The following is a 20,045-nucleotide window of genomic DNA, read 5'->3' on the forward strand; positions in this document are numbered from 1 at the left end:
ATGTCAAAAGAGATAGCAAAAAAACGTATAGAAGAACTGCGTGATTTGTTAAATACATTTAATTATCAATATCACGTATTAGACAATCCTTCTGTTTCTGATGCGGAATATGACCGTGATATGCAGGAGCTTATAAAATTAGAAGCAGAGAACCCAGAGTTTATGAGTGAAGATTCTCCCTCCGTTCGCGTTGGGGGAACTATTCTTGATATATTTGAAAAAGTAACACATAAGTCACCAATGTTAAGTTTAGGGAATGCATTTAACGAAGGGGATTTGCGTGATTTCGACAGAAGAGTATGTCAAGGAATTGATGGTGCGAATGTAAGATATATATGTGAATTAAAAATTGACGGGCTTGCCGTTTCGCTTCATTATGAAAAAGGACGCTTCATTCAAGGGGCGACACGTGGTGATGGTGTAACGGGTGAAGATATTACTCAAAATTTAAAAACGATTAAAGCTATCCCACTTCGTTTAAATGAAGAAGTAACGTTAGAAGCACGAGGCGAAGCTTATATGCCGAAGCGTTCATTCGTTAAACTAAATGAAGAAAAAGAGCAAAATGGAGAAGATGTATTTGCGAATCCGCGTAATGCAGCAGCAGGTTCAATACGTCAACTTGATCCGAAAATTGCAGCGAAGCGTAACTTATCTATGTTTGTGTACGGTCTTGCGAATGTAGAAGAAAAAACAATTCCATCGCACAGTGAATCGCTTGATTTCTTAGGTGAACTCGGATTTAAGACAAATCCAAATCGCCGTACATGTGAAACAATCGAAGAGGTTATAGCTTATGTAGAAGAATGGCAAGAAAAACGTCCGCATCTTGATTATGAGATTGATGGAATCGTTATAAAAGTAGATGATGTTGCTCTTCAAGAAAGTCTAGGAACTACAGCGAAGAGTCCAAGATGGGCGATTGCTTATAAATTCCCAGCTGAAGAAGTTGTAACGAGACTAACAGGCATTGAATTAAGTGTTGGCCGAACAGGGGTTGTAACGCCGACTGCAGAGCTAGAGCCAGTGAGAGTTGCTGGTACGATTGTTCGCCGTGCTTCTTTACATAACGAAGATTTGATTCGTGAAAAAGACATTCGAATTGGTGACTACGTTGTTGTGAAGAAGGCTGGAGATATTATTCCTGAAGTTGTGAACGTTATTTTTGATAAGCGTACTGGTGAAGAAGAAGAATACCGTATGCCAACGCATTGTCCAGCATGTGAGAGTGAACTTGTTCGTTTAGAAGAAGAAGTAGCACTTCGATGTATAAATCCGACTTGTCCGGCTCAAATTCGAGAGGGATTAATCCATTTCGTTTCAAGAAATGCGATGAATATTGATGGACTTGGAGAACGTGTCATTACACAACTCTTTGATGCAGATTATATTCGTACATTTGCTGATTTATATGCATTGACGAAAGAGCAATTATTACAGTTAGAACGTTTTGGTGAAAAATCAGCAACAAACTTAATACAAGCAATTGAAAATTCTAAAGAAAACTCGTTAGAGCGATTATTATTTGGTCTTGGAATTCGCCACGTTGGAGCGAAAGCAGCACGTACATTTGCAGAGCACTTTGAAACGATGGATGAGCTTGTAAAAGCAACAGAAGAAGAACTAAAAGCAATTAATGAAATTGGCGAAAAAATGGCTCAATCTGTTGTGACATATTTTGATAATGAAGATGTATTAGAATTATTACAGCAGTTTAAAGAGTATGGCGTGAATATGACATACAAAGGTATAAAAATTGCAGATTTACAAAATGTTGAATCTTACTTCGCAGGAAAAACGGTTGTTTTAACAGGTAAGCTAGAAGTTATGGGACGAAGTGAAGCGAAGAAGAAGATTGAGGCATTAGGTGGAAAAGTAACAGGAAGTGTTAGTAAGAGTACGGATTTGGTTGTTGCAGGTGAAGCAGCTGGTTCGAAATTAGCACAAGCGGAGAAACATAATGTTGAGGTTTGGAATGAAGAGAGGTTCTTACAAGAGCTAAATAAGTAAGAGGTGCAAACTTACCATGAAAAAAATAGCATTAGCGATATTAAGCCTGGGCCTACTTGTAAGTGGGTGTAGTGCAGGTGCCGACAAAGATGAAAAAGTGGCTGAGAAATCGGGGAAAGCAAAAGAACAATCAGTTGTTCCAAAATACGCTATTTCGGATGAATATTATAAGACGACTATTCCATTTGATGGTGGAAATGCACGTGGTTTAGTGGTGCAAGGGCTAAATAGTCGTCTTGATATAGATGAATTTGAAACAGGATTAATGCGAATTGCAAAAGAATCATTTAATACGAAAGATAATTTTTTAAAAGGCGGAAGTGCTCTAGATACTCAAGTGATACAGATGCTTGTTAAAAGAAAACGTACAGATGCTGAACAAAAGGAACTAGAGGACAAATTAAAAAAAGATGCAGTTAAATTTCCTAATATAGGATTAAACCCTGCATTAGGAACGGGATCCGAATCACTAGAAGTGAAAAATAAAAAAAATCCAATATATATTTCAAATATTTTAGAGCATGATTATTATGTGAAAAAAGGCGATAACAGCGAGGAACGTGTTGGTATGGTAGTTGGATTAGCAATGAATTCTGTTCAATATTTTAACGAAGAGCATGGTTATCCACGTGAAGCTGCCATCTCGGATGAAAAGATGTTAGCTGAAGGGAAAAAAATGGCGCAAGAAATTTTGAAAGTCATACATCAAAAACAACCTGATACAAAAAATATTCCGATAACATTTGCGATTTATCGCCAAGCTCCAAAGTCTTCGCTCGTACCAGGTAACTTTGTTTCTTATGCAAATGTAGAAAAAGGTAGTGAAACGGTTGAAGATTGGAAACAAATTAATGAGAAATACTATTTGTTCCCATCAGAGCAAGCGAAAACAGATAATAAACGTGAAGATCTTGCAAGAGTATCCAACTTTAAGGCAAAACTAAGCGATTATTTCCAAGGCGACTATACAGCTGTTATTGGTACTGGTATGTATAGAGATGATGAATTAAGAGAAATGAAGCTTGATATTCCTGTCCAGTTTAATGGAAAAGCTGAAATAATTGGTTTTACACAATATGTGGCAGGGCTTGTTATGGAATACTTCCCGAATTATATGAAAGTACAAGTAACGATTAAATCTGTAGAACGCCCAGAAGCTATTATTATACGTGAAGCAAAACAAGATGAACCACTTGTGAAAATTTTAGATTAAATATGAAGGCTGTTCCTCTATGGAACAGCTTTTTTTCTTATGTAATTTTGTTATAATTTAAAATGTTGTAAATAATAGGGGTAAGGGGTAAAGTTCATGGAAGAATTAAGTTTTCAAGTCATTATTTTATTAATTGCATTCGGTTTTTTAGCAGCTTTCATTGATTCCGTTGTTGGAGGAGGAGGGTTAATTTCGCTTCCTGCGCTTATGTTTGTTGGCTTATCGCCGGCTTCAGCAATTGCAACGAATAAATTAGCGGCAACAATGGGGACGTTTACGAGTGCGATGTATTTCATTCGATCAGGAAAAGTTGATTTTAAAATTGTAGGAAAGTTAATCCCGTTAACTATTGTTGGAGCTGTTGCAGGTGCTTTAGTAGTAAAATTTATTCCATCGGATATTTTACGCCCATTAGTACTTGTAATGTTGGTATTTATTGCTATTTATATTATTGCAAAAAAGAATTGGGGAAGTGTGTCTACCTATAAGAAGATGACGCAAAGAAAAACATTAATATTTTTCTTTGTTATTTTAATGATAGGATTTTATGATGGATTTTTTGGACCCGGGACAGGGTCATTTTTAATTTTTGCATTTTTATTAATTGGTTTGGATTTTATTCAAGCGGCAGCATCTGGAAAACTTTTGAACTTTGTTAGTAATATTGTATCTTTAATTACTTTTTTATTTTTAGACATAATTCATTTTGAATACGGTATTATCATGGGATTATCAATGATCTTAGGTGCTTATTTGGGATCGAAGTTTGCGGTTCAAAAAGGCGTTGGATATGTAAGGACTTTATTTTTATTAGTTACTATATTATTGATCGGGAAAAATGTTTTGGAATATACTCATATTTTGTAGATTCATACGCATGTATGAATCTCTTTTTTTTATTATATTTTAAAAATTTATTAATTTTTAAAATATAAGTCTAGGAATATTTGAATAAATCTAAATTATCGTGTAGAATAATGTTGTAAAATGTAAACGTTTTTCTAAGGGGAGGCTAAAAAAATGGTAGTAGCATACAAACATGAGCCATTTACAGATTTTTCAGTGGAGGCTAACAAATTAGCGTTTGAAGAAGGTTTAAAGAAAGTAGAATCTTATCTTGGACAAGACTATCCATTAATTATTGGGGGAGAAAAAATCACTACAGAAGACAAAATTGTTTCTGTAAACCCTGCAAATAAAGAGGAACTTGTTGGTCGTGTTTCAAAAGCAAGCCGTGAGTTAGCTGAAAAAGCAATGCAAGTAGCGGATGAAACATTCCAAACTTGGAGAAAATCAAAGCCAGAAATGCGTGCAGACATTTTATTCCGTGCTGCAGCAATCGTTCGTCGCAGAAAACATGAATTCTCTGCTATTCTTGTAAAAGAAGCAGGTAAGCCATGGAATGAGGCAGATGCTGATACAGCAGAAGCAATCGACTTTATGGAATATTATGGTCGTCAAATGTTAAAATTAAAAGACGGTATTCCAGTAGAAAGCCGTCCAATTGAATATAATCGTTTCTCTTACATTCCATTAGGAGTAGGTGTTATCATTTCTCCTTGGAACTTCCCATTCGCAATTATGGCAGGTATGACAACAGCTGCTTTAGTTTCTGGTAACACAGTATTACTAAAACCAGCTAGTACAACTCCTGTAGTAGCAGCGAAATTTATGGAAGTATTAGAAGAAGCTGGCTTACCAGCTGGCGTAGTAAACTTCGTTCCAGGTAATGGTTCTGAAGTTGGTGACTACTTAGTAGATCATCCTCGTACACGTTTCGTAAGCTTCACGGGATCTCGTGATGTAGGTATCCGTATTTATGAGCGTGCAGCGAAAGTAAACCCAGGCCAAATTTGGTTAAAACGCGTTATCGCTGAAATGGGCGGTAAAGATACAATCGTTGTTGATAAAGAAGCAGATCTTGAATTAGCAGCTAAGTCTATCGTTGCATCAGCATTCGGATTCTCAGGACAAAAATGTTCTGCATGTTCTCGTGCAGTAATCCACGAAGATGTATACGATCACGTATTAAATCGTGCTGTTGAATTAACAAAAGAATTAACAGTTGCTAACCCAGCAGTATTAGGTACAAACATGGGTCCTGTTAATGACCAAGCTGCATTCGATAAAGTAATGAGCTATGTTGCAATTGGTAAAGAAGAAGGTAGAATCTTAGCAGGTGGCGAAGGAGACGATTCTAAAGGCTGGTTCATCCAACCAACAATCGTTGCTGATGTTGCAGAAGATGCTCGCTTAATGAAAGAAGAAATCTTCGGACCAGTAGTAGCATTCTGTAAAGCAAAAGACTTCGATCATGCACTTGCAATTGCAAACAATACGGAATACGGTTTAACAGGTGCTGTTATTACTAACAACCGTGACCATATTGAAAAAGCACGTGAAGACTTCCACGTTGGTAACTTATACTTCAACCGTGGATGTACTGGTGCAATCGTAGGTTACCAACCATTCGGTGGCTTTAACATGTCTGGTACAGACTCTAAAGCTGGTGGACCTGATTACTTAGCACTTCACATGCAAGCAAAAACTACTTCTGAAACTTTATAAGAAATAGTAGAGGAGCTCTTCACAAAGTGTGGAGGGCTCCTTTTAAAGTTGAACCCCCATATATTACCGTCGTTCGAAGAGAATGAGCTAAAACCTATTAATAGCGGGATAAACATGTAAACAGAAATAAAATAATGAGAAAAATTGACGTATTAGTCATATTTTTTAGTATTCATTTTGAGAATTTCCTGTATAATACAATTTGAAAGAAAATCTATGGTTCGACAAGGAACACTCCTTTCGGTTTTGCTCACTGAAAGGAGTGTTTTTTTATGTAGCTAAAAATTCTTTCGTGCTTATTACATTTGCATATACGCCATTTAAACTAGCTAAAATTGTATTGTGAATATAAACAGCTGGTATAGTAGCGTTCTTAAAAGAAAGGTCTTTTGTAGCACAAGCATCGTGTATAACGGTACATTGAAATCCAAAATCAAATGCAGCCCTTACTGTAGCATCAATACACATATGAGTCATCATCCCGCATACGACGACATGTTCAATGTCTAAATGCTGTAATTGCTCTAGAAGATTAGTTTCTCGGAAGCTATTTGGATAATGTTTGAGTATAACTGTTTCTTCTCTAAGTGGACGTACGCTTTCGTGAATATGTACACCTTCTGTATTAGGTAGGAAAAAAGTAGCGTTATCTTTTATAGCTACGTGTTGGATATGAAAAATAGGTTCGCTGTTTGTTCTAAAGTGTTGTAATAACTGATTAGCATATTCGCTTGCTTCTACTGGATTACGCAATTCCATCTTTCCATTTGGAAAATAATCGTTTTGAATATCGACGAGTAAAAGAGCTGTTTTCATATATTTATCTTCCTCCGAGTTTCATATTCAAATAAATTTATTCAATTCGTAGAGAGGATTCTCCTGTTTAAAAATATGAGGAAGAAGAATTTTACATAACTTTGAAAGTTACTATTTTCTTATGAATTTTCATCTGAAAATTTTAATAAAGGAATAATTAATATTTTTCTAAAAAATGTATTGACTCTTATTATTCTGAGTTCTATAATGAGAATTAATTAAACGACAATTAAATCGATACATTCTTATCCAGAGAGGTGGAGGGACTGGCCCTACGATACCTCAGCAACGGGTTTTTTAATACCGTGCTAACTCCAGCAAGCCATATAAAGGCTTGGAAGATGAGAAGATGTGAACGAGTACATATAAGTGCTCTCCTTCTTATCTTTATGGTTGATAAGAAGGAGAGCACTTTTTATTTTACCTCGAAAGCTCTACTTTAAGTTTTTACAGCATATAGGAGGGGGAAAAATGATTTCTTTTAACAATGTAAGTAAAGTGTATGAATCAGCTGGGCAATCTGTTCATGCGGTGGAGGATGTAACATTATCAGTTGAGAAAGGCGAAATTTTTGGCATTATCGGTTTTAGTGGCGCTGGAAAGAGTACATTATTACGCTTAGTAAATATGTTAGAGAGACCAACGGCAGGAACGATTTCAATAGATGATAAAGATATTACATCATTATCGACGAAAGAATTACGCAAACTAAGACAAAGAATCGGAATGATTTTTCAAAGCTTTAATTTATTTAATTCAAGAACAGTGTTTGGGAATATTGCTTATCCATTAAAGTTAGCGAAATTGCCAAAGAACGAGATAAAAGAACGAGTGAATGAACTGCTGAAGTTTGTAGGGTTAGAAGATAAAGCAAACTATTATCCAGAGCAGTTATCAGGGGGACAAAAGCAGCGAGTTGGCATTGCTAGAGCACTTGCGACATCGCCAGATATTCTTATATGTGATGAGGCAACATCAGCTTTAGATCCAGAAACAACGACAGAAATTCTAAACTTATTAAAGAAAGTAAATCGAGAATACAATTTAACGATTCTTCTTATTACACACGAAATGCATGTTGTGAAAGAAATTTGCCACCGTGTAGCTGTAATGGAGAAGGGAAAAGTTATTGAAGAAGGAAAACTGTTTGACGTTTTCACACAACCAAAAACAAAGACGACTCAAAACTTTGTACGTTCTGTTATTAATGATCATTTACCAGAAAGTGTTCTAGCGAAAATTCAAAATGGTGGTCAAATTTATCGTCTAACATTTACTGGTGAGGAGACAGGACAGCCGGTACTATCATATATCGCAAAAAACTATAACGTTGATGTAAATGTACTGTACGGAAATATTATTGAACTTCAAAATGTGCTATTTGGAAATCTGCTTGTAGAATTGCAAGGTGAGCAGAGGGAAATTCAAAAAGCATTACAACATCTAAGACTGCAAGTGCAGCTGAAGGAGGTAGAAGCTCATGCGAGTTGATTGGAGTATATTTTGGCCGCGCATACTAGATGCGACGGGGGATACCCTCTTAATGGTAATTGTAACCCTTATATTCGCTATAATCCTGGGTATACCTCTAGGTTTACTTTTATATGTAACGAGAAAAGGAAACTTTTTAGAAAATAAATGGGTCTTTTCTATTCTTAACATCATAATTAATACAATTCGTCCGGTACCATTCATTATCTTTTTAGTAGCTTTAAGCCCACTAACAAGAAGCGTTATTGGAACGACGATTGGAACAGCAGCAGCAATTTTCCCGATGACGTTAGTCGCATCAATTGGTATTGCTAGAATGGTTGAAACAAATCTTGTTTCCGTTCCGAAAGGAGTAATTGAAGCAGCGCAAGCAATGGGCGCCTCACCAATTAGAATCGTTTTTGAAATCCTTGTACCAGAAGCGTTAGCACCATTAATCTTAGGTGTCACATTTATGACAGTTGGTTTAATTGAATTTTCTGCAGTTGCTGGGCTTGTCGGTGGTGGCGGTCTTGGTGACTTGGCAATGACATATGGTTATCAACGTTTTGATACATCAGTTATGTTCGTAACGGTTGTTTTACTTATTATTCTCGTGCAGATAGCTCAAAATTTAGGAAACTACTTTGCGAAAGTCTTGTTACGCAGATCATAAAAAGGAAAAGAGGAAAAGAAAATGAAGAAAATTTTAGCATTTGCATTATCAGCAATTGTAGGAGTCTCAGCATTAAGTGGCTGCTCAAGTGGAGACACGGGTGCAGGAGCGAAAGAAAAAGTAGTTCGCGTCGGTGTAACTGGAACGGATGGAGATGCTTGGGAAATTTTGAAGAAAAAAGCTGAAAAAGAAGGGATTAAGATTAAACTGGTGGAGTTCTCTGATTATACAACTCCAAATAAAGCTTTAGCTGATGGAGATATTGAATTAAACTCATTTCAGCATATTGCTTTCTTAGAGCAATTTAAAAAAGAGCATAAGTTAGATATTACAGCTGTTGGTACAACACAAATTGCGCCAATGGGTTTATACTCTGAAAAATATAAGAAGGCAAATGAAATTCCAGATGGTTCAGAAATTGCAATTCCAAACGATCCAACGAACCAAGCACGTGCATTAAAACTTCTTGATGCAGCTGGAGTATTAAAGCTTAAAAAAGATTTTGGCTTATTTGGAGATCCAAGCGGCATTGCTGAAAATCCGAAGAAATTAAAAATTACACCGGTTATCGCACAGCAAACACCTCGTGTGTTAAAAGATGTAGCGGCATCAGTTATTAATAACGGTGTTGCTGGTCAAGCTGGATTAGATCCAGCGAAGGATCCTATTTTCTTAGAAGATCCAAAGAATGAAAATGCGAAGCCATATATTAATATTTTTGCAGCTCGTACGAAAGATAAAGATGATCCAACACTGAAAAAAGTAATTGAACTATACCATTCAAAAGAAGTAACAGATGCAATTAAGAAAGAAACAAATGATGGTTCAATTTCAGTTGATCTTTCACTTGAGGAGCTTGAAAAAATCGTAAAATAATGATTGAGTTTAATGGACTAACAGAAGGAACCCCTCCGCTGTTAGTTCGTTCAACATATAATCTACTTAGCAAACGAATCCTAATTCTGTACCTTCCAATTTTGTATAACGTAGAATCCAATGTTTGTTAAGTAGAGTAATGGACCAGGAGTTTTCCTGGTCTTTTTTTATGAATGAAAGTAGCTAGCGAACAGTAAGGTAATCCAAATTATAATGGGATAAGAAAATAAGCTGAAAAGGATTGTAATTACGAATTGCTTTTGATGAATTAAGTGTTTTTTTGATAAAAAAAAGAAAATAGCAAAGAGAGTAATGAAAAATGCTGATATTACGCCGGGGTTATAGGAGCGATAAATGAAAAACAAAATAATATGTTGAACAGAGTTAAAGAAGATGGCCCCTTGTATAAAAATAATCCAGCATATAGAAGACAAGAAGTTAAGTTGATATAGAAAGACGATAAGTAATACAAAGATTGTTAATACGGAAATGGCAATGAAAAATTGTTGGCTAGTTATAAGACGGATTGAAAATTGATTAGCAAGATATTGTGGCATTTGGAAAGCTTCTTCAAGGTTATGAATGAAAAATAATAAGGGAATGATCCAGAGTATAGTAGTGGAATGCTTTTTCATCAACTTACATCACTCCAATAAAGTATAGAAAGCCTAAAAAAGGCCCTCTATACAGAGATAGTTATTCAATTATGATATTTTTTAAATTAACTTCATGATGATCTCGTTCTTTCGGATAAGCAGCTAGTTCCTCTTGTAAAATATTTAATATTTGCTTAGCTGATTGCTGGATTGGATTAGGTAGCTCTTCTAATATATGCATCCCGACTTTTACTTTTGTACGAATTACCCTTCGTAGTAATTCCTCATGCATGTACTACACCTCCAAACCGAATATTTAGTACATCTTCTTCAAATTTTGCTCCTTGAATAGAAAGGTGTGTTAATGTTTTTGGTAACGTGATGTTCCGTTTAACAGAACCCGCTCGAATAATAAGTTCATCACCTTTTTGATTTAAGGAAAGTTCACTTTTGTTTGAGAAGGGAATAGAAAGAATGAAAATATAATCATCGCCATCCTTTTTTACATATTGTGTGCGCCCGTTAAATTTCACTTCAGTAGGACAATGATCAGTTTTAAATAAAGCATCGCCTACACGCTCTAACATAGGTAAACCAACAACTTCTTGTTCAAACATTGGAGCTTCGTAAATAGGAAGTGGATCAAAACTATTTTGAATTAATGTTTTATATTTCTTTTGTGTATCTTTCCATGCTTGAAAATAAGGATCGGTGACGGTGTTAGGGATGACGCGATTAATCATAATGGCATCTACGTTATAATCGTATAAATTTAAATAAGTAAAGCTACGCTGAGCTTCTTTAATGACCATTTTTTCAGGATTTACAACGATGCGGATACTTGTTACTTCTCGGTTTGATAAAATATCTCTCATTTCTCCGAGCTGTTCAAGTGTATTTGTTAATTCGTCCATAATATCGTCGGTTGGAAGAGGGACACCAAGGAGTGGTTGAGCTACAGGACGAACGACTTTTAAAACTTTTCTTTTAATAGGAAACAATTTTTCCATCCACCAGCCGAGCATGTCTGGAAAACTTAGCATTGCTAATGTTTCTCCTGTTGGAGCGCAATCAATGATGATAACATCATATGTGTTTTGTTTATAATAATCGAGTACGCGAAGTAAGCTAATTAAATCTTCCATACCAGGAAACATCGTTAATTCTTCTGTTGTAATATCATCAGCTGCTTTGGAAGTGAATAGTAAGGTAATGTATTTCTGTAACTTTCCCCAACCTTTTTCCATTTCATAAATCGTATTAATTTCTTGTGCCCATAAATTTTCACGGATTTCTAATGGCTCAGAAGATAACTTTATACCAAATGAATCTCCTAAACTATGAGCAGGATCTGTACTCATTACTAAAGTTTTTAATCCTTGCTTCGCACTTTGAAGTGCTGTTGCTGCTGAAATGCTAGTTTTTCCTACGCCGCCTTTACCTGTATACAAGATAATTCTCATCATTCATATCCCCTTTGTTTCGAATGTCGAATATTACGAGTATCGAAGTAAATGGTTGAATAAAAACCCAGATAGGGTTTTATTCAATCGGAATGTTTTTCATTTTAGGTGTAGAAACCTTTTCTTCTGTTTTTTGCTGTGAGGTAGCAATGTGATTCATAATCTTTTGGAAGATTTGTAGTAAGAATGCTTTTTCTTCTTCTGACAATGCTTCTGTCACTAAGCTAAAGTAATGGGCTGCATTTTGTTTTACTTCTTGAACGAGCATTACGCCGGTTTCTGTTAACCGAATTAATACAATACGTCGGTCGTTTTCATCACGGTAGCGTTCAATATATCCCTTTTTTACAAGGCGATTTACAACGCCCGTCGTTGTACTCATCGGTATATCAAGAAGATCAGCAATTTTTGTCATTGTAATCTCTGTATTTCGTTCCATCCAAAGTAAACAAAATACTTCTGTTTTGGAAAGTGTTAAATCAAGGCTTACCCATTCTTCAGGATAGAAAAGTTTCTTGGCGTTATCTAGCAGTAAGTCTAAAAAATGTTCATATTGCAACAATTAATTCCACTCCCGTATATTTCGAGGTTCGTAATATTTATTTTTATTTTATGCAGAATAGAAATAAATGTCAATCATTTTAATTGTTTTTTCAGATTAGACAGAAAACTTTCTTTAAAATAGTATTCTTTTATGATAGATTTATAAATATAAAACTAGAATTTACATAAAAATCCATCATGGTAAATATACTTATCTATAATGGGTATACAGCTAACGAGGGGGAGAACGATGAGAAGACGTAATACGCAAGCGTTCACGTTTTTAGCATGGACTTCATTTGTTTGTGCGCTTTCAGGTATGCTAATTGGGATTTATACGTTAGATGAAACGCTTAGTGTAAAAGGATACTATTTAATTGGAACATTATTTTTAACGATGTCTTGTTTTGTATTACAAAAAACAATTCGTGATAATGAAGAAGATAACGAGAGATTTCCGAAAAATAAACCGTTAGATAAAGAGTAAATTGTAAAGAAAGGCATTTGCCTTTCTTTTTTTATGTAAAAATGGCGTAAGTACTCTGTGTTGACTTGCTTGAAGTACTGAAAATTTGGTATCATCAATAGTATTGTAGATTGAACGATATATTATGGAGGTGGCCTAGCCGTGTCAAGAATTTCCGTTGAGAATGTAAAGCACGTAGCACATTTAGCACGTCTTGCAATTACTGATCAAGAAGCAGAAAAATTTCAAAAACAACTAGATGCAATTGTTACATTTGCAGAACAGTTAAATGAATTAGATACAACAGATGTAAAACCAACAACTCATGTATTAACTATGAAAAATGTTATGCGTGAAGATGTACCAGAAAAAGGTTTACCAGTCGAAGAAGTATTAAAAAATGCACCGGATCACAAAGATAATCAAATCCGTGTTCCAGCAGTATTAGAATAGAGGAGGGGAATTTCGATGTCATTATTTGATCATTCAGTATCAGAGTTACATAAGAAGTTAAACAACAAAGAAATTTCCGTTACGGATTTAGTAGAAGAATCTTACAAACGTATTGCGGATGTTGAAGATAACGTAAAAGCTTTTCTTACATTAGATGAAGAAAATGCACGCGCAAAAGCGAAAGAATTAGATGCAAAAATCGGCGCTGAAGATAATGGTTTATTATTCGGTATGCCAATTGGTGTAAAAGATAACATTGTAACTAACGGTCTTCGTACAACTTGTGCGAGCAAAATGTTAGCAAACTTCGATCCAATTTATGATGCGACAGTTGTGCAAAAGCTAAAAGCTGCTGACACAATTACAATCGGTAAATTAAACATGGACGAGTTCGCAATGGGTTCTTCAAATGAAAACTCAGGATTCTACGCTACGAAAAACCCATGGAACTTAGATTACGTTCCAGGCGGATCTAGTGGTGGTTCTGCAGCAGCTGTAGCAGCAGGAGAAGTACTATTCTCTCTAGGTTCTGATACGGGTGGTTCTATCCGTCAGCCAGCTGCATATTGCGGTGTTGTAGGTTTAAAACCAACTTACGGACGCGTATCTCGTTACGGATTAGTAGCATTCGCATCTTCACTAGACCAAATCGGACCGATTACACGTACAGTAGAAGACAATGCATACTTATTACAAGCTATTTCAGGTATTGACCGCATGGATGCAACTTCTGCAAACGTTGAAGTTGGAAACTATTTAGCTGGTTTAACAGGCAATGTTAAAGGTTTACGCATTGCTGTACCGAAAGAATACTTAGGCGAAGGTGTTGGCGAAGAAGCTCGTGAGTCAGTACTAGCTGCTTTAAAAGTATTAGAAGGTATGGGCGCAACTTGGGAGGAAGTATCTCTTCCACACTCTAAATACGCTCTAGCAACGTATTACTTACTATCTTCTTCTGAAGCATCTGCTAACCTTTCACGCTTTGATGGCGTGCGTTACGGTGTTCGTTCTGATAATGTAAATAACTTATTAGACCTTTACAAAAACACACGTAGTGAAGGTTTCGGTGATGAAGTTAAACGTCGTATTATGCTTGGTACATTTGCTCTTAGCTCTGGTTACTATGATGCATATTACAAAAAAGCACAACAAGTACGTACATTAATTAAGAACGACTTTGAAAATGTATTTGCTAACTATGATGTTATTATTGGACCAACAACACCAACTCCGGCATTTAAAGTGGGAGAAAAAGTTGACGATCCAATGACAATGTATGCAAATGACATTTTAACAATCCCAGTAAACTTAGCGGGTGTTCCAGCGATTTCAGTTCCATGTGGATTCGGTGCTAACAACATGCCACTTGGTCTACAAATTATTGGTAAACACTTCGATGAAGCGACAATTTACCGCGTTGCACATGCGTTTGAGCAAGCAACAGACTATCATACAAAAAAAGCAAGTCTGTAAGGAGGCGAGCATAGATGAATTTAGAAACAATTATTGGTTTAGAGGTTCACGTTGAGTTAAAAACAAATTCGAAAATTTTCTCTGCGAGTCCAACAGAATTCGGAGCGGAGCCAAATACACAAACAAGTGTAATTGACTTAGGATACCCAGGGGTACTTCCTACTTTGAATAAAGAAGCAGTTAACTTTGCAATGAAAGCTGCAATGGCATTAAACTGTGAAATCGCAACGGAAACGAAGTTTGACCGTAAAAACTATTTCTATCCAGATAACCCGAAAGCTTACCAAATCTCTCAATTTGATAAGCCAATTGGTGAAAATGGTTGGATTGAAATCGAAGTAGACGGTAAAAAGAAACGTATCGGTATTACACGTCTTCATTTAGAAGAAGATGCTGGTAAATCAACGCATACAGCTGATGGTTCATTAGTAGACTACAACCGTCAAGGTATGCCTTTAATCGAGATCGTATCTGAGCCAGATATGCGTACGCCAGAAGAAGCATATGCATACTTAGAGAAGTTAAAATCAATCATTCAATACACTGGTGTATCTGATTGTAAGATGGAAGAAGGTTCCTTGCGTTGTGATGCGAACATTTCTCTTCGTCCAGTTGGACAAGAAAAGTTCGGTACAAAAGCGGAACTGAAAAACTTAAACTCATTCACTTACGTACAAAAAGGTCTTGAGCATGAGCAAGTGCGCCAAGAAAAAGAATTGTTATCTGGTGGCATCATCCAACAAGAAACACGTCGTTATGATGAAGCAACGAAGAAAACAATCTTAATGCGTGTGAAAGAAGGATCTGACGATTACCGTTACTTCCCGGAGCCAGACTTAGTTGAACTTTACATCGATGATGAGTGGAAAGAAGCAGTTCGAGCTTCTATTCCAGAACTTCCAGATGCACGTAAAGCTCGCTACGTTGCAGAACTAGGCTTGCCAGCTTATGATGCACACGTGTTAACATTAACGAAAGAGATGTCTGATTTCTTTGAAGCAACTGTTGCAGACGGTGCTGATGCGAAATTAACATCGAACTGGTTAATGGGTGAAGTACTTGCATACTTAAACAAACAACAAAAAGAATTAAAAGACGTTGCATTAACGCCTGCTGGTTTATCTAAAATGGTTCAATTAATTGAAAAAGGTACAATTTCTTCTAAAATCGCGAAGAAAGTATTTAATGAATTAATTGAAAAAGGTGGAGACCCAGAAGAAATCGTTAAAGCGAAAGGTCTTGTTCAAATTTCTGACGAGGGTACACTTCGTAAAGTTGTAACAGAAATTCTTGATAATAATGAGCAATCTATCGAAGACTTTAAAAACGGTAAAGACCGTGCAATTGGCTTCTTAGTTGGTCAAATTATGAAAGCTACAAAAGGACAAGCAAATCCACCGCTTGTTAACAAAATCTTACTTGAAGAGATTAATAAGCGATAATAGTAGTGACTTTTAAAGATTAAGCAGAAAAACACCCGTACATGGGTGTTTTTCTAGGTTAATCAAACGTTTGTTTAAATGAGACAAAATCGTTTAAACAAACGTTTGATTAACTGTCAAAAGTGGAAAAATGTTTGTATAGCAACTATGGTATGATAGTTGCAAAAAGGTGGGAATAATGATAAATCTAAACATAGAGGTTTTTTTCATCTCATGAAATAATAGATAGTTATTATTCGTTATATGTAAATTTTTATGGAAGAATGGATAGAAATAAAGTGAAACTTTAATCAGTAGGAGGTTCATCCAACACTGATTATTAGCCCTCACCAATCGGGCATTTACTGCCCGCAAATAGCGGGATAAATTTTTGGGTCAAATAAAAAAACCATTGAAATGAATATTTACTTTTGATGGACTACACGAATCGGGTTCTTACTGCCTGTTTGAGCGGGATAAAAGAAGGATAGCAAGATGAGAGGAGGTAGGCATGGGAATACTGAATAGAAGTTCGGTATGTTCTTTTTCGATACATAAAGAAATTTCCTGTGCTAATAAATGATGAAGCGAGCAAGAATTATTTATAATCCTACTTCTGGGCGTGAGCTATTTAAGAAGAGCTTACCAGAAGTATTACAAAAATTAGAACAAGCTGGCTATGAGACATCTTGTCATGCGACAACGGGCCCTGGAGACGCTACTGTGGCGGCGAGGCAAGCTGCGGATCGTAAGTTTGATGTTGTTATTGCCGCTGGTGGCGACGGTACATTAAATGAAGTAGTAAACGGTTTAGTTGGACATGAATTCCGTCCGAAATTTGGAATTATTCCAGTTGGAACGACAAATGACTTTGCACGTGCGATTGGTGTACCTCGTTCTATTGAAGAGGCAGCAGATATTATTTGCGAAGGAAAAACAGTGCCATTAGACCTTGGTAGAGCGAACGATACATACTTTATTAACATCGCTGGTGGCGGTCGTATTACAGAATTAACATACGAAGTACCGAGTAAGTTAAAGACAGTATTAGGACAACTTGCTTATTACCTAAAAGGTATTGAGATGTTACCATCATTACATCCAACATATGTTGAAATTGAGTATGATGGAAAATTACTACAAGAAGAAATTACGATGTTTTTAATTACGAATACTCGTTCAGTAGGTGGATTTGAAAAGGTAGCACCGTATGCATCTATTAACGATGGGTTATTCGACCTGTTAGTACTGAAAAAAGGTTCTATCGCTGATTTGATTAAAGCAGCAACACAAGCACAACGTGGTGAACATATTAACAACCCAAAAGTGTTATATACACAAGCGAACCGAATTAAAGTACATTCACCAGATAAACTAATGATTAATTTAGATGGTGAGTACGGTGGAGATGCACCGATGGAATTCGAAAATATATATCATTGTTTAGAACTATTTGTTCCTGAACATCAAGAGGATGCCCTGTAAAGGCATCCTTTTTTACTTTGTTAAAACGAATTGTAAATTGGGAGTTAGTTTGATTTTTATGGTATTTTTACAATTCTTTTATTTTACATCCATATTTTATTGATACACTGGAGGAGATAAGAAACGAGAGGTAGGGTGCTATGGAGAAGGTAAAAGCAATACTATTTGATAAAGATGGGACATTAATGGATTTTCATTCAATCTGGATAAAAGTAGCTGAAGAACTTGTAGCTGAATGTATAAGTTTATATCATTTACCAAGTACAATAGGGCAGACCTTATTAGAAGAGATTGGTGTAGAGGGAGCATTTGTTAATCCGAGGAGTGCAATAGCTGCTGGAACAAGCCTTGATGTAGCGAAGGGGCTTTGTAATTATATTGAGTCTGCTAGAGAAGAAGAGATGCATCAGTGGGTAAGTGAGAAGTTATTTTCCCTTATGTATGAGTATCGTTCGCATATGAAAATGACAGCGGATTTACCGAAAGTGTTACAGGCATTAAAAGATAAAGGATTTATATTAGGGGTTGTCACGGCGGACGATTTTGCACCGACAGAATTATTTTTAAAACAATATAAGTTGGACAACTTTTTTGATTATATTATAGCCTCGGATACATTCCCGGCGCAAAAACCAGATAAAAAGATTATAGAAGTGTTTTGTGAGAAATTTAATTTAGAATCATGTGAGGTTGCGGTTGTTGGAGATACGCCAACTGATTTACATTTAGCCAAAAATGGCGATTGCTATGCAATTGGGGTGCTATCTGGTACGGGAGACCGTCCAACATTAGAACCACTTGCTGATTTAGTGTTAGATTCTGTTGGGGAGTTTATTTCTCAATCGGGTGAGTTTTTCTGGGAGAAAGAAAAGTCTAATGTGTAAGGAAAATAAGTCTATAAAGACTCTTAATGAGTCTTTATAGACTTATTTTTGTGCCTGGATACAAAGAATATAGGATAAATGCTAGAAAAGAAAGTTGGCATACATTTTGCAATAAAAAGAGAAAACAATGTAAAGAAAAGGATGGGGTACGCAATGAACACGAAAAAATTTGCTAAAGTAAATGAACAAATTCCAGGACCGAAAGCGGCATCTTTATTAGAACGCCGTCAAAATATAGTACCAAAAGGAGTAAGTAACGGCATCCCAACGTTTGTACAATCTGCAAATGGTGCTCTTGTAACAGATGTTGATGGCAATCAGTACATTGATTTTGCAGGAGCAATCGGGACAATTAACGTAGGGCATTGTCATCCAACGGTTAAAGAAGCGCTCCATAAACAAGTCGATCAATACATTCATACTGGATTTAACGTCATGATGTATGAGCCATATATTGAATTAGCGGAAAAGCTTGCGGCATTGGCACCAGGAAGTTTCGATAAGCAAGTCCTCTTTTTAAATAGTGGTGCAGAAGCAGTTGAGAACGCGGTGAAAATCGCTCGTAAATATACGAAGAGACCTGGTATTATCGCATTTTCTAAAGGTTTCCACGGGCGTACATTAATGACAATGACGATGACAAGTAAAGTGAAACCATATAAATTTGGGTTTGGTCCCTTTGCTCCAGAAGTATATAAAGCGCCATTTCCATACGAATACCGTCGCCCAGAGGGATTAACGGAAGAGCAGTATGATGATTTTATTATTGAAGAGTTTAAGAACTTCTTCATATCGGAAGTAGCGCCAGAAACAATTGCAGCTGTTGTAATGGAACCTGTTCAAGGGGAAGGTGGATTTATCGTCCCAAGTAAGAAATTTGTTCAAGAAGTACGCCGCATTTGTTCAGAGAATGGCATCTTATTTGTAGCGGATGAAATACAAACAGGCTTTAGTCGTACAGGAAAATATTTTGCAATTGATCATTATGATGTCGTTCCAGATTTAATTACAGTGTCTAAATCATTAGGGGCTGGTGTACCGATAAGTGGTGTCATTGGACGTAAAGAAATTATGAATGAGTCTGCACCAGGTGAACTGGGTGGAACGTACGCAGGAAGTCCATTAGGATGTGCGGCTGCATTAGCTGTTCTCGATGTAATAGAAAATGAGAAATTAAATGATAGAGCGATAGAATTAGGAAAAGTCGTAATGAACCGATTCGAAGAGATGAAAAATAAATATCATTGCATCGGTGATGTGCGTGGGTTAGGAGCAATGTGTGCATTTGAGGTCGTTCAAGATCGTAAGACGAAAGCACCTGACAAAACGTTAACGGCTAATCTATGTGCAGAAGCAAATAAGCGTGGGTTACTTTTATTATCAGCAGGAACATATGGAAATGTTATCCGTGTGTTAATGCCTTTAGTTATTACAGATGAGCAACTTGAAGAAGGATTAACAATAATTGAAGAATCGTTGCAAGCTTGCTATGAGCAAACAAACATCGCTCGCGTGTAAAAACTGAAGTATAAATAGCAAACATTCTAGCTGACTCTATATTAAATGCAGAAAATTCACTTTATAATAAAGATAGTGAAGTGGATCGATGGATTTGAAGTTAGGGGTGGCTAG

The 20,045-nt window shown here is 36.3% G+C and carries 19 protein-coding genes and 1 riboswitch; of the genes, 14 read left to right on the forward strand and 5 right to left on the reverse strand.

Annotated features, from left to right (window positions below; translation table 11 throughout):
- The 4 genes from ligA to pruA all read left to right on the forward strand — a co-directional run bounded on the left by ligA (position 1) and on the right by pruA (position 5,791).
- The gene (gene ligA, locus BUA87_RS24325) at positions 1–2,010 is read left to right on the forward strand and encodes an NAD-dependent DNA ligase LigA (RefSeq protein ID WP_023520911.1); all 2,010 of its coding nucleotides are present in this window, start codon (positions 1–3) and stop codon (positions 2,008–2,010) included.
- 16 nt (positions 2,011–2,026) lie between these two features.
- Entirely contained in the window at positions 2,027–3,223 is a 1,197-nt protein-coding gene (locus BUA87_RS24330) for a CamS family sex pheromone protein (RefSeq protein ID WP_071714709.1), read from the forward strand.
- A 96-nt stretch (positions 3,224–3,319) separates the two neighbouring features.
- Positions 3,320–4,090: a TSUP family transporter gene (locus BUA87_RS24335; protein ID WP_000391979.1), complete on the forward strand. Its 771-nt coding sequence runs from the start codon at positions 3,320–3,322 to the stop codon at positions 4,088–4,090.
- Positions 4,091–4,243: 153 nt separating this feature from the next.
- Positions 4,244–5,791 carry an L-glutamate gamma-semialdehyde dehydrogenase gene (gene pruA, locus BUA87_RS24340; RefSeq protein ID WP_000259555.1) on the forward strand — a complete coding sequence of 516 codons (1,548 nt, stop codon included), beginning with the start codon at positions 4,244–4,246 and terminating at the stop codon, positions 5,789–5,791.
- Positions 5,792–6,061: 270 nt separating this feature from the next.
- Here pruA and BUA87_RS24345 read toward each other — a convergent pair whose 3' ends face one another.
- On the reverse strand, positions 6,062–6,607 hold the full coding sequence (locus BUA87_RS24345; RefSeq protein ID WP_071714711.1) for a cysteine hydrolase family protein: 546 nt from the start codon (positions 6,605–6,607) through the stop codon (positions 6,062–6,064).
- A gap of 242 nt (positions 6,608–6,849) precedes the next feature.
- Positions 6,850–6,955: riboswitch (SAM riboswitch) on the forward strand.
- Between the two features lie 123 nt (positions 6,956–7,078).
- Between BUA87_RS24345 and BUA87_RS24350 the strand changes: the two genes are divergently transcribed.
- The 3 genes from BUA87_RS24350 to BUA87_RS24360 are packed head-to-tail and all read left to right on the forward strand — an operon-like array spanning position 7,079 to position 9,629.
- Entirely contained in the window at positions 7,079–8,098 is a 1,020-nt protein-coding gene (locus BUA87_RS24350) for a methionine ABC transporter ATP-binding protein (protein ID WP_029441471.1), read from the forward strand.
- A complete protein-coding gene (locus BUA87_RS24355; RefSeq protein WP_072941039.1) occupies positions 8,088–8,753 on the forward strand; it encodes a methionine ABC transporter permease in 666 nt (221 codons plus the stop codon). Before BUA87_RS24350 ends, BUA87_RS24355 begins: the two co-directional genes overlap by 11 nt.
- A gap of 21 nt (positions 8,754–8,774) precedes the next feature.
- On the forward strand, positions 8,775–9,629 hold the full coding sequence (locus BUA87_RS24360) for a MetQ/NlpA family ABC transporter substrate-binding protein (protein ID WP_016083725.1): 855 nt from the start codon (positions 8,775–8,777) through the stop codon (positions 9,627–9,629).
- A 167-nt stretch (positions 9,630–9,796) separates the two neighbouring features.
- Here the strand turns inward: BUA87_RS24360 and BUA87_RS24365 are convergent, their stop codons facing one another.
- The 4 genes from BUA87_RS24365 to BUA87_RS24380 form a co-directional block, all read right to left on the reverse strand.
- Positions 9,797–10,264 (reverse strand): HXXEE domain-containing protein, encoded by a 468-nt coding sequence (locus BUA87_RS24365; RefSeq protein ID WP_072941042.1) that lies wholly within the window; start codon positions 10,262–10,264, stop codon positions 9,797–9,799.
- Between the two features lie 61 nt (positions 10,265–10,325).
- Positions 10,326–10,517, reverse strand: coding sequence for a DUF3926 domain-containing protein (locus tag BUA87_RS24370; protein WP_000544106.1), 192 nt, complete (start codon positions 10,515–10,517; stop codon positions 10,326–10,328).
- On the reverse strand, positions 10,510–11,691 hold the full coding sequence (locus BUA87_RS24375; RefSeq protein WP_083530686.1) for an ArsA family ATPase: 1,182 nt from the start codon (positions 11,689–11,691) through the stop codon (positions 10,510–10,512). Before BUA87_RS24375 ends, BUA87_RS24370 begins: the two co-directional genes overlap by 8 nt.
- 76 nt (positions 11,692–11,767) lie before the next feature.
- Positions 11,768–12,250, reverse strand: coding sequence for a MarR family winged helix-turn-helix transcriptional regulator (locus BUA87_RS24380; RefSeq protein WP_000942494.1), 483 nt, complete (start codon positions 12,248–12,250; stop codon positions 11,768–11,770).
- A gap of 231 nt (positions 12,251–12,481) precedes the next feature.
- Here BUA87_RS24380 and BUA87_RS24385 point away from each other — a divergent pair, with 231 nt between their 5' ends.
- The 7 genes from BUA87_RS24385 (at position 12,482) to gabT (ending at position 19,931) form a co-directional block, all read left to right on the forward strand.
- Positions 12,482–12,718, forward strand: a complete 237-nt coding sequence (locus BUA87_RS24385) for a YiaA/YiaB family inner membrane protein (RefSeq protein ID WP_001254393.1) — start codon at positions 12,482–12,484, stop codon at positions 12,716–12,718.
- A gap of 141 nt (positions 12,719–12,859) precedes the next feature.
- Entirely contained in the window at positions 12,860–13,150 is a 291-nt protein-coding gene (gene gatC, locus BUA87_RS24390; protein ID WP_000086999.1) for an Asp-tRNA(Asn)/Glu-tRNA(Gln) amidotransferase subunit GatC, read from the forward strand.
- A 15-nt stretch (positions 13,151–13,165) separates the two neighbouring features.
- On the forward strand, positions 13,166–14,623 hold the full coding sequence (gene gatA / locus BUA87_RS24395) for an Asp-tRNA(Asn)/Glu-tRNA(Gln) amidotransferase subunit GatA (protein WP_072941047.1): 1,458 nt from the start codon (positions 13,166–13,168) through the stop codon (positions 14,621–14,623).
- Between the two features lie 14 nt (positions 14,624–14,637).
- On the forward strand, positions 14,638–16,065 hold the full coding sequence (gatB, locus tag BUA87_RS24400; protein ID WP_001047685.1) for an Asp-tRNA(Asn)/Glu-tRNA(Gln) amidotransferase subunit GatB: 1,428 nt from the start codon (positions 14,638–14,640) through the stop codon (positions 16,063–16,065).
- Between the two features lie 558 nt (positions 16,066–16,623).
- Positions 16,624–17,529: a diacylglycerol kinase gene (locus BUA87_RS24405; RefSeq protein WP_000977679.1), complete on the forward strand. Its 906-nt coding sequence runs from the start codon at positions 16,624–16,626 to the stop codon at positions 17,527–17,529.
- A gap of 140 nt (positions 17,530–17,669) precedes the next feature.
- A complete protein-coding gene (locus BUA87_RS24410; RefSeq protein ID WP_072941050.1) occupies positions 17,670–18,413 on the forward strand; it encodes an HAD family hydrolase in 744 nt (247 codons plus the stop codon).
- Between the two features lie 153 nt (positions 18,414–18,566).
- Positions 18,567–19,931, forward strand: a complete 1,365-nt coding sequence (gabT, locus tag BUA87_RS24415) for a 4-aminobutyrate--2-oxoglutarate transaminase (protein ID WP_001093019.1) — start codon at positions 18,567–18,569, stop codon at positions 19,929–19,931.
- Positions 19,932–20,045: the final 114 nt, after the last annotated feature.

It is taken from the genome of Bacillus sp. bc15 (genome assembly GCF_900142585.1).
Classification (GTDB): Bacteria; Bacillota; Bacilli; order Bacillales; family Bacillaceae_G; genus Bacillus_A; species Bacillus_A cereus.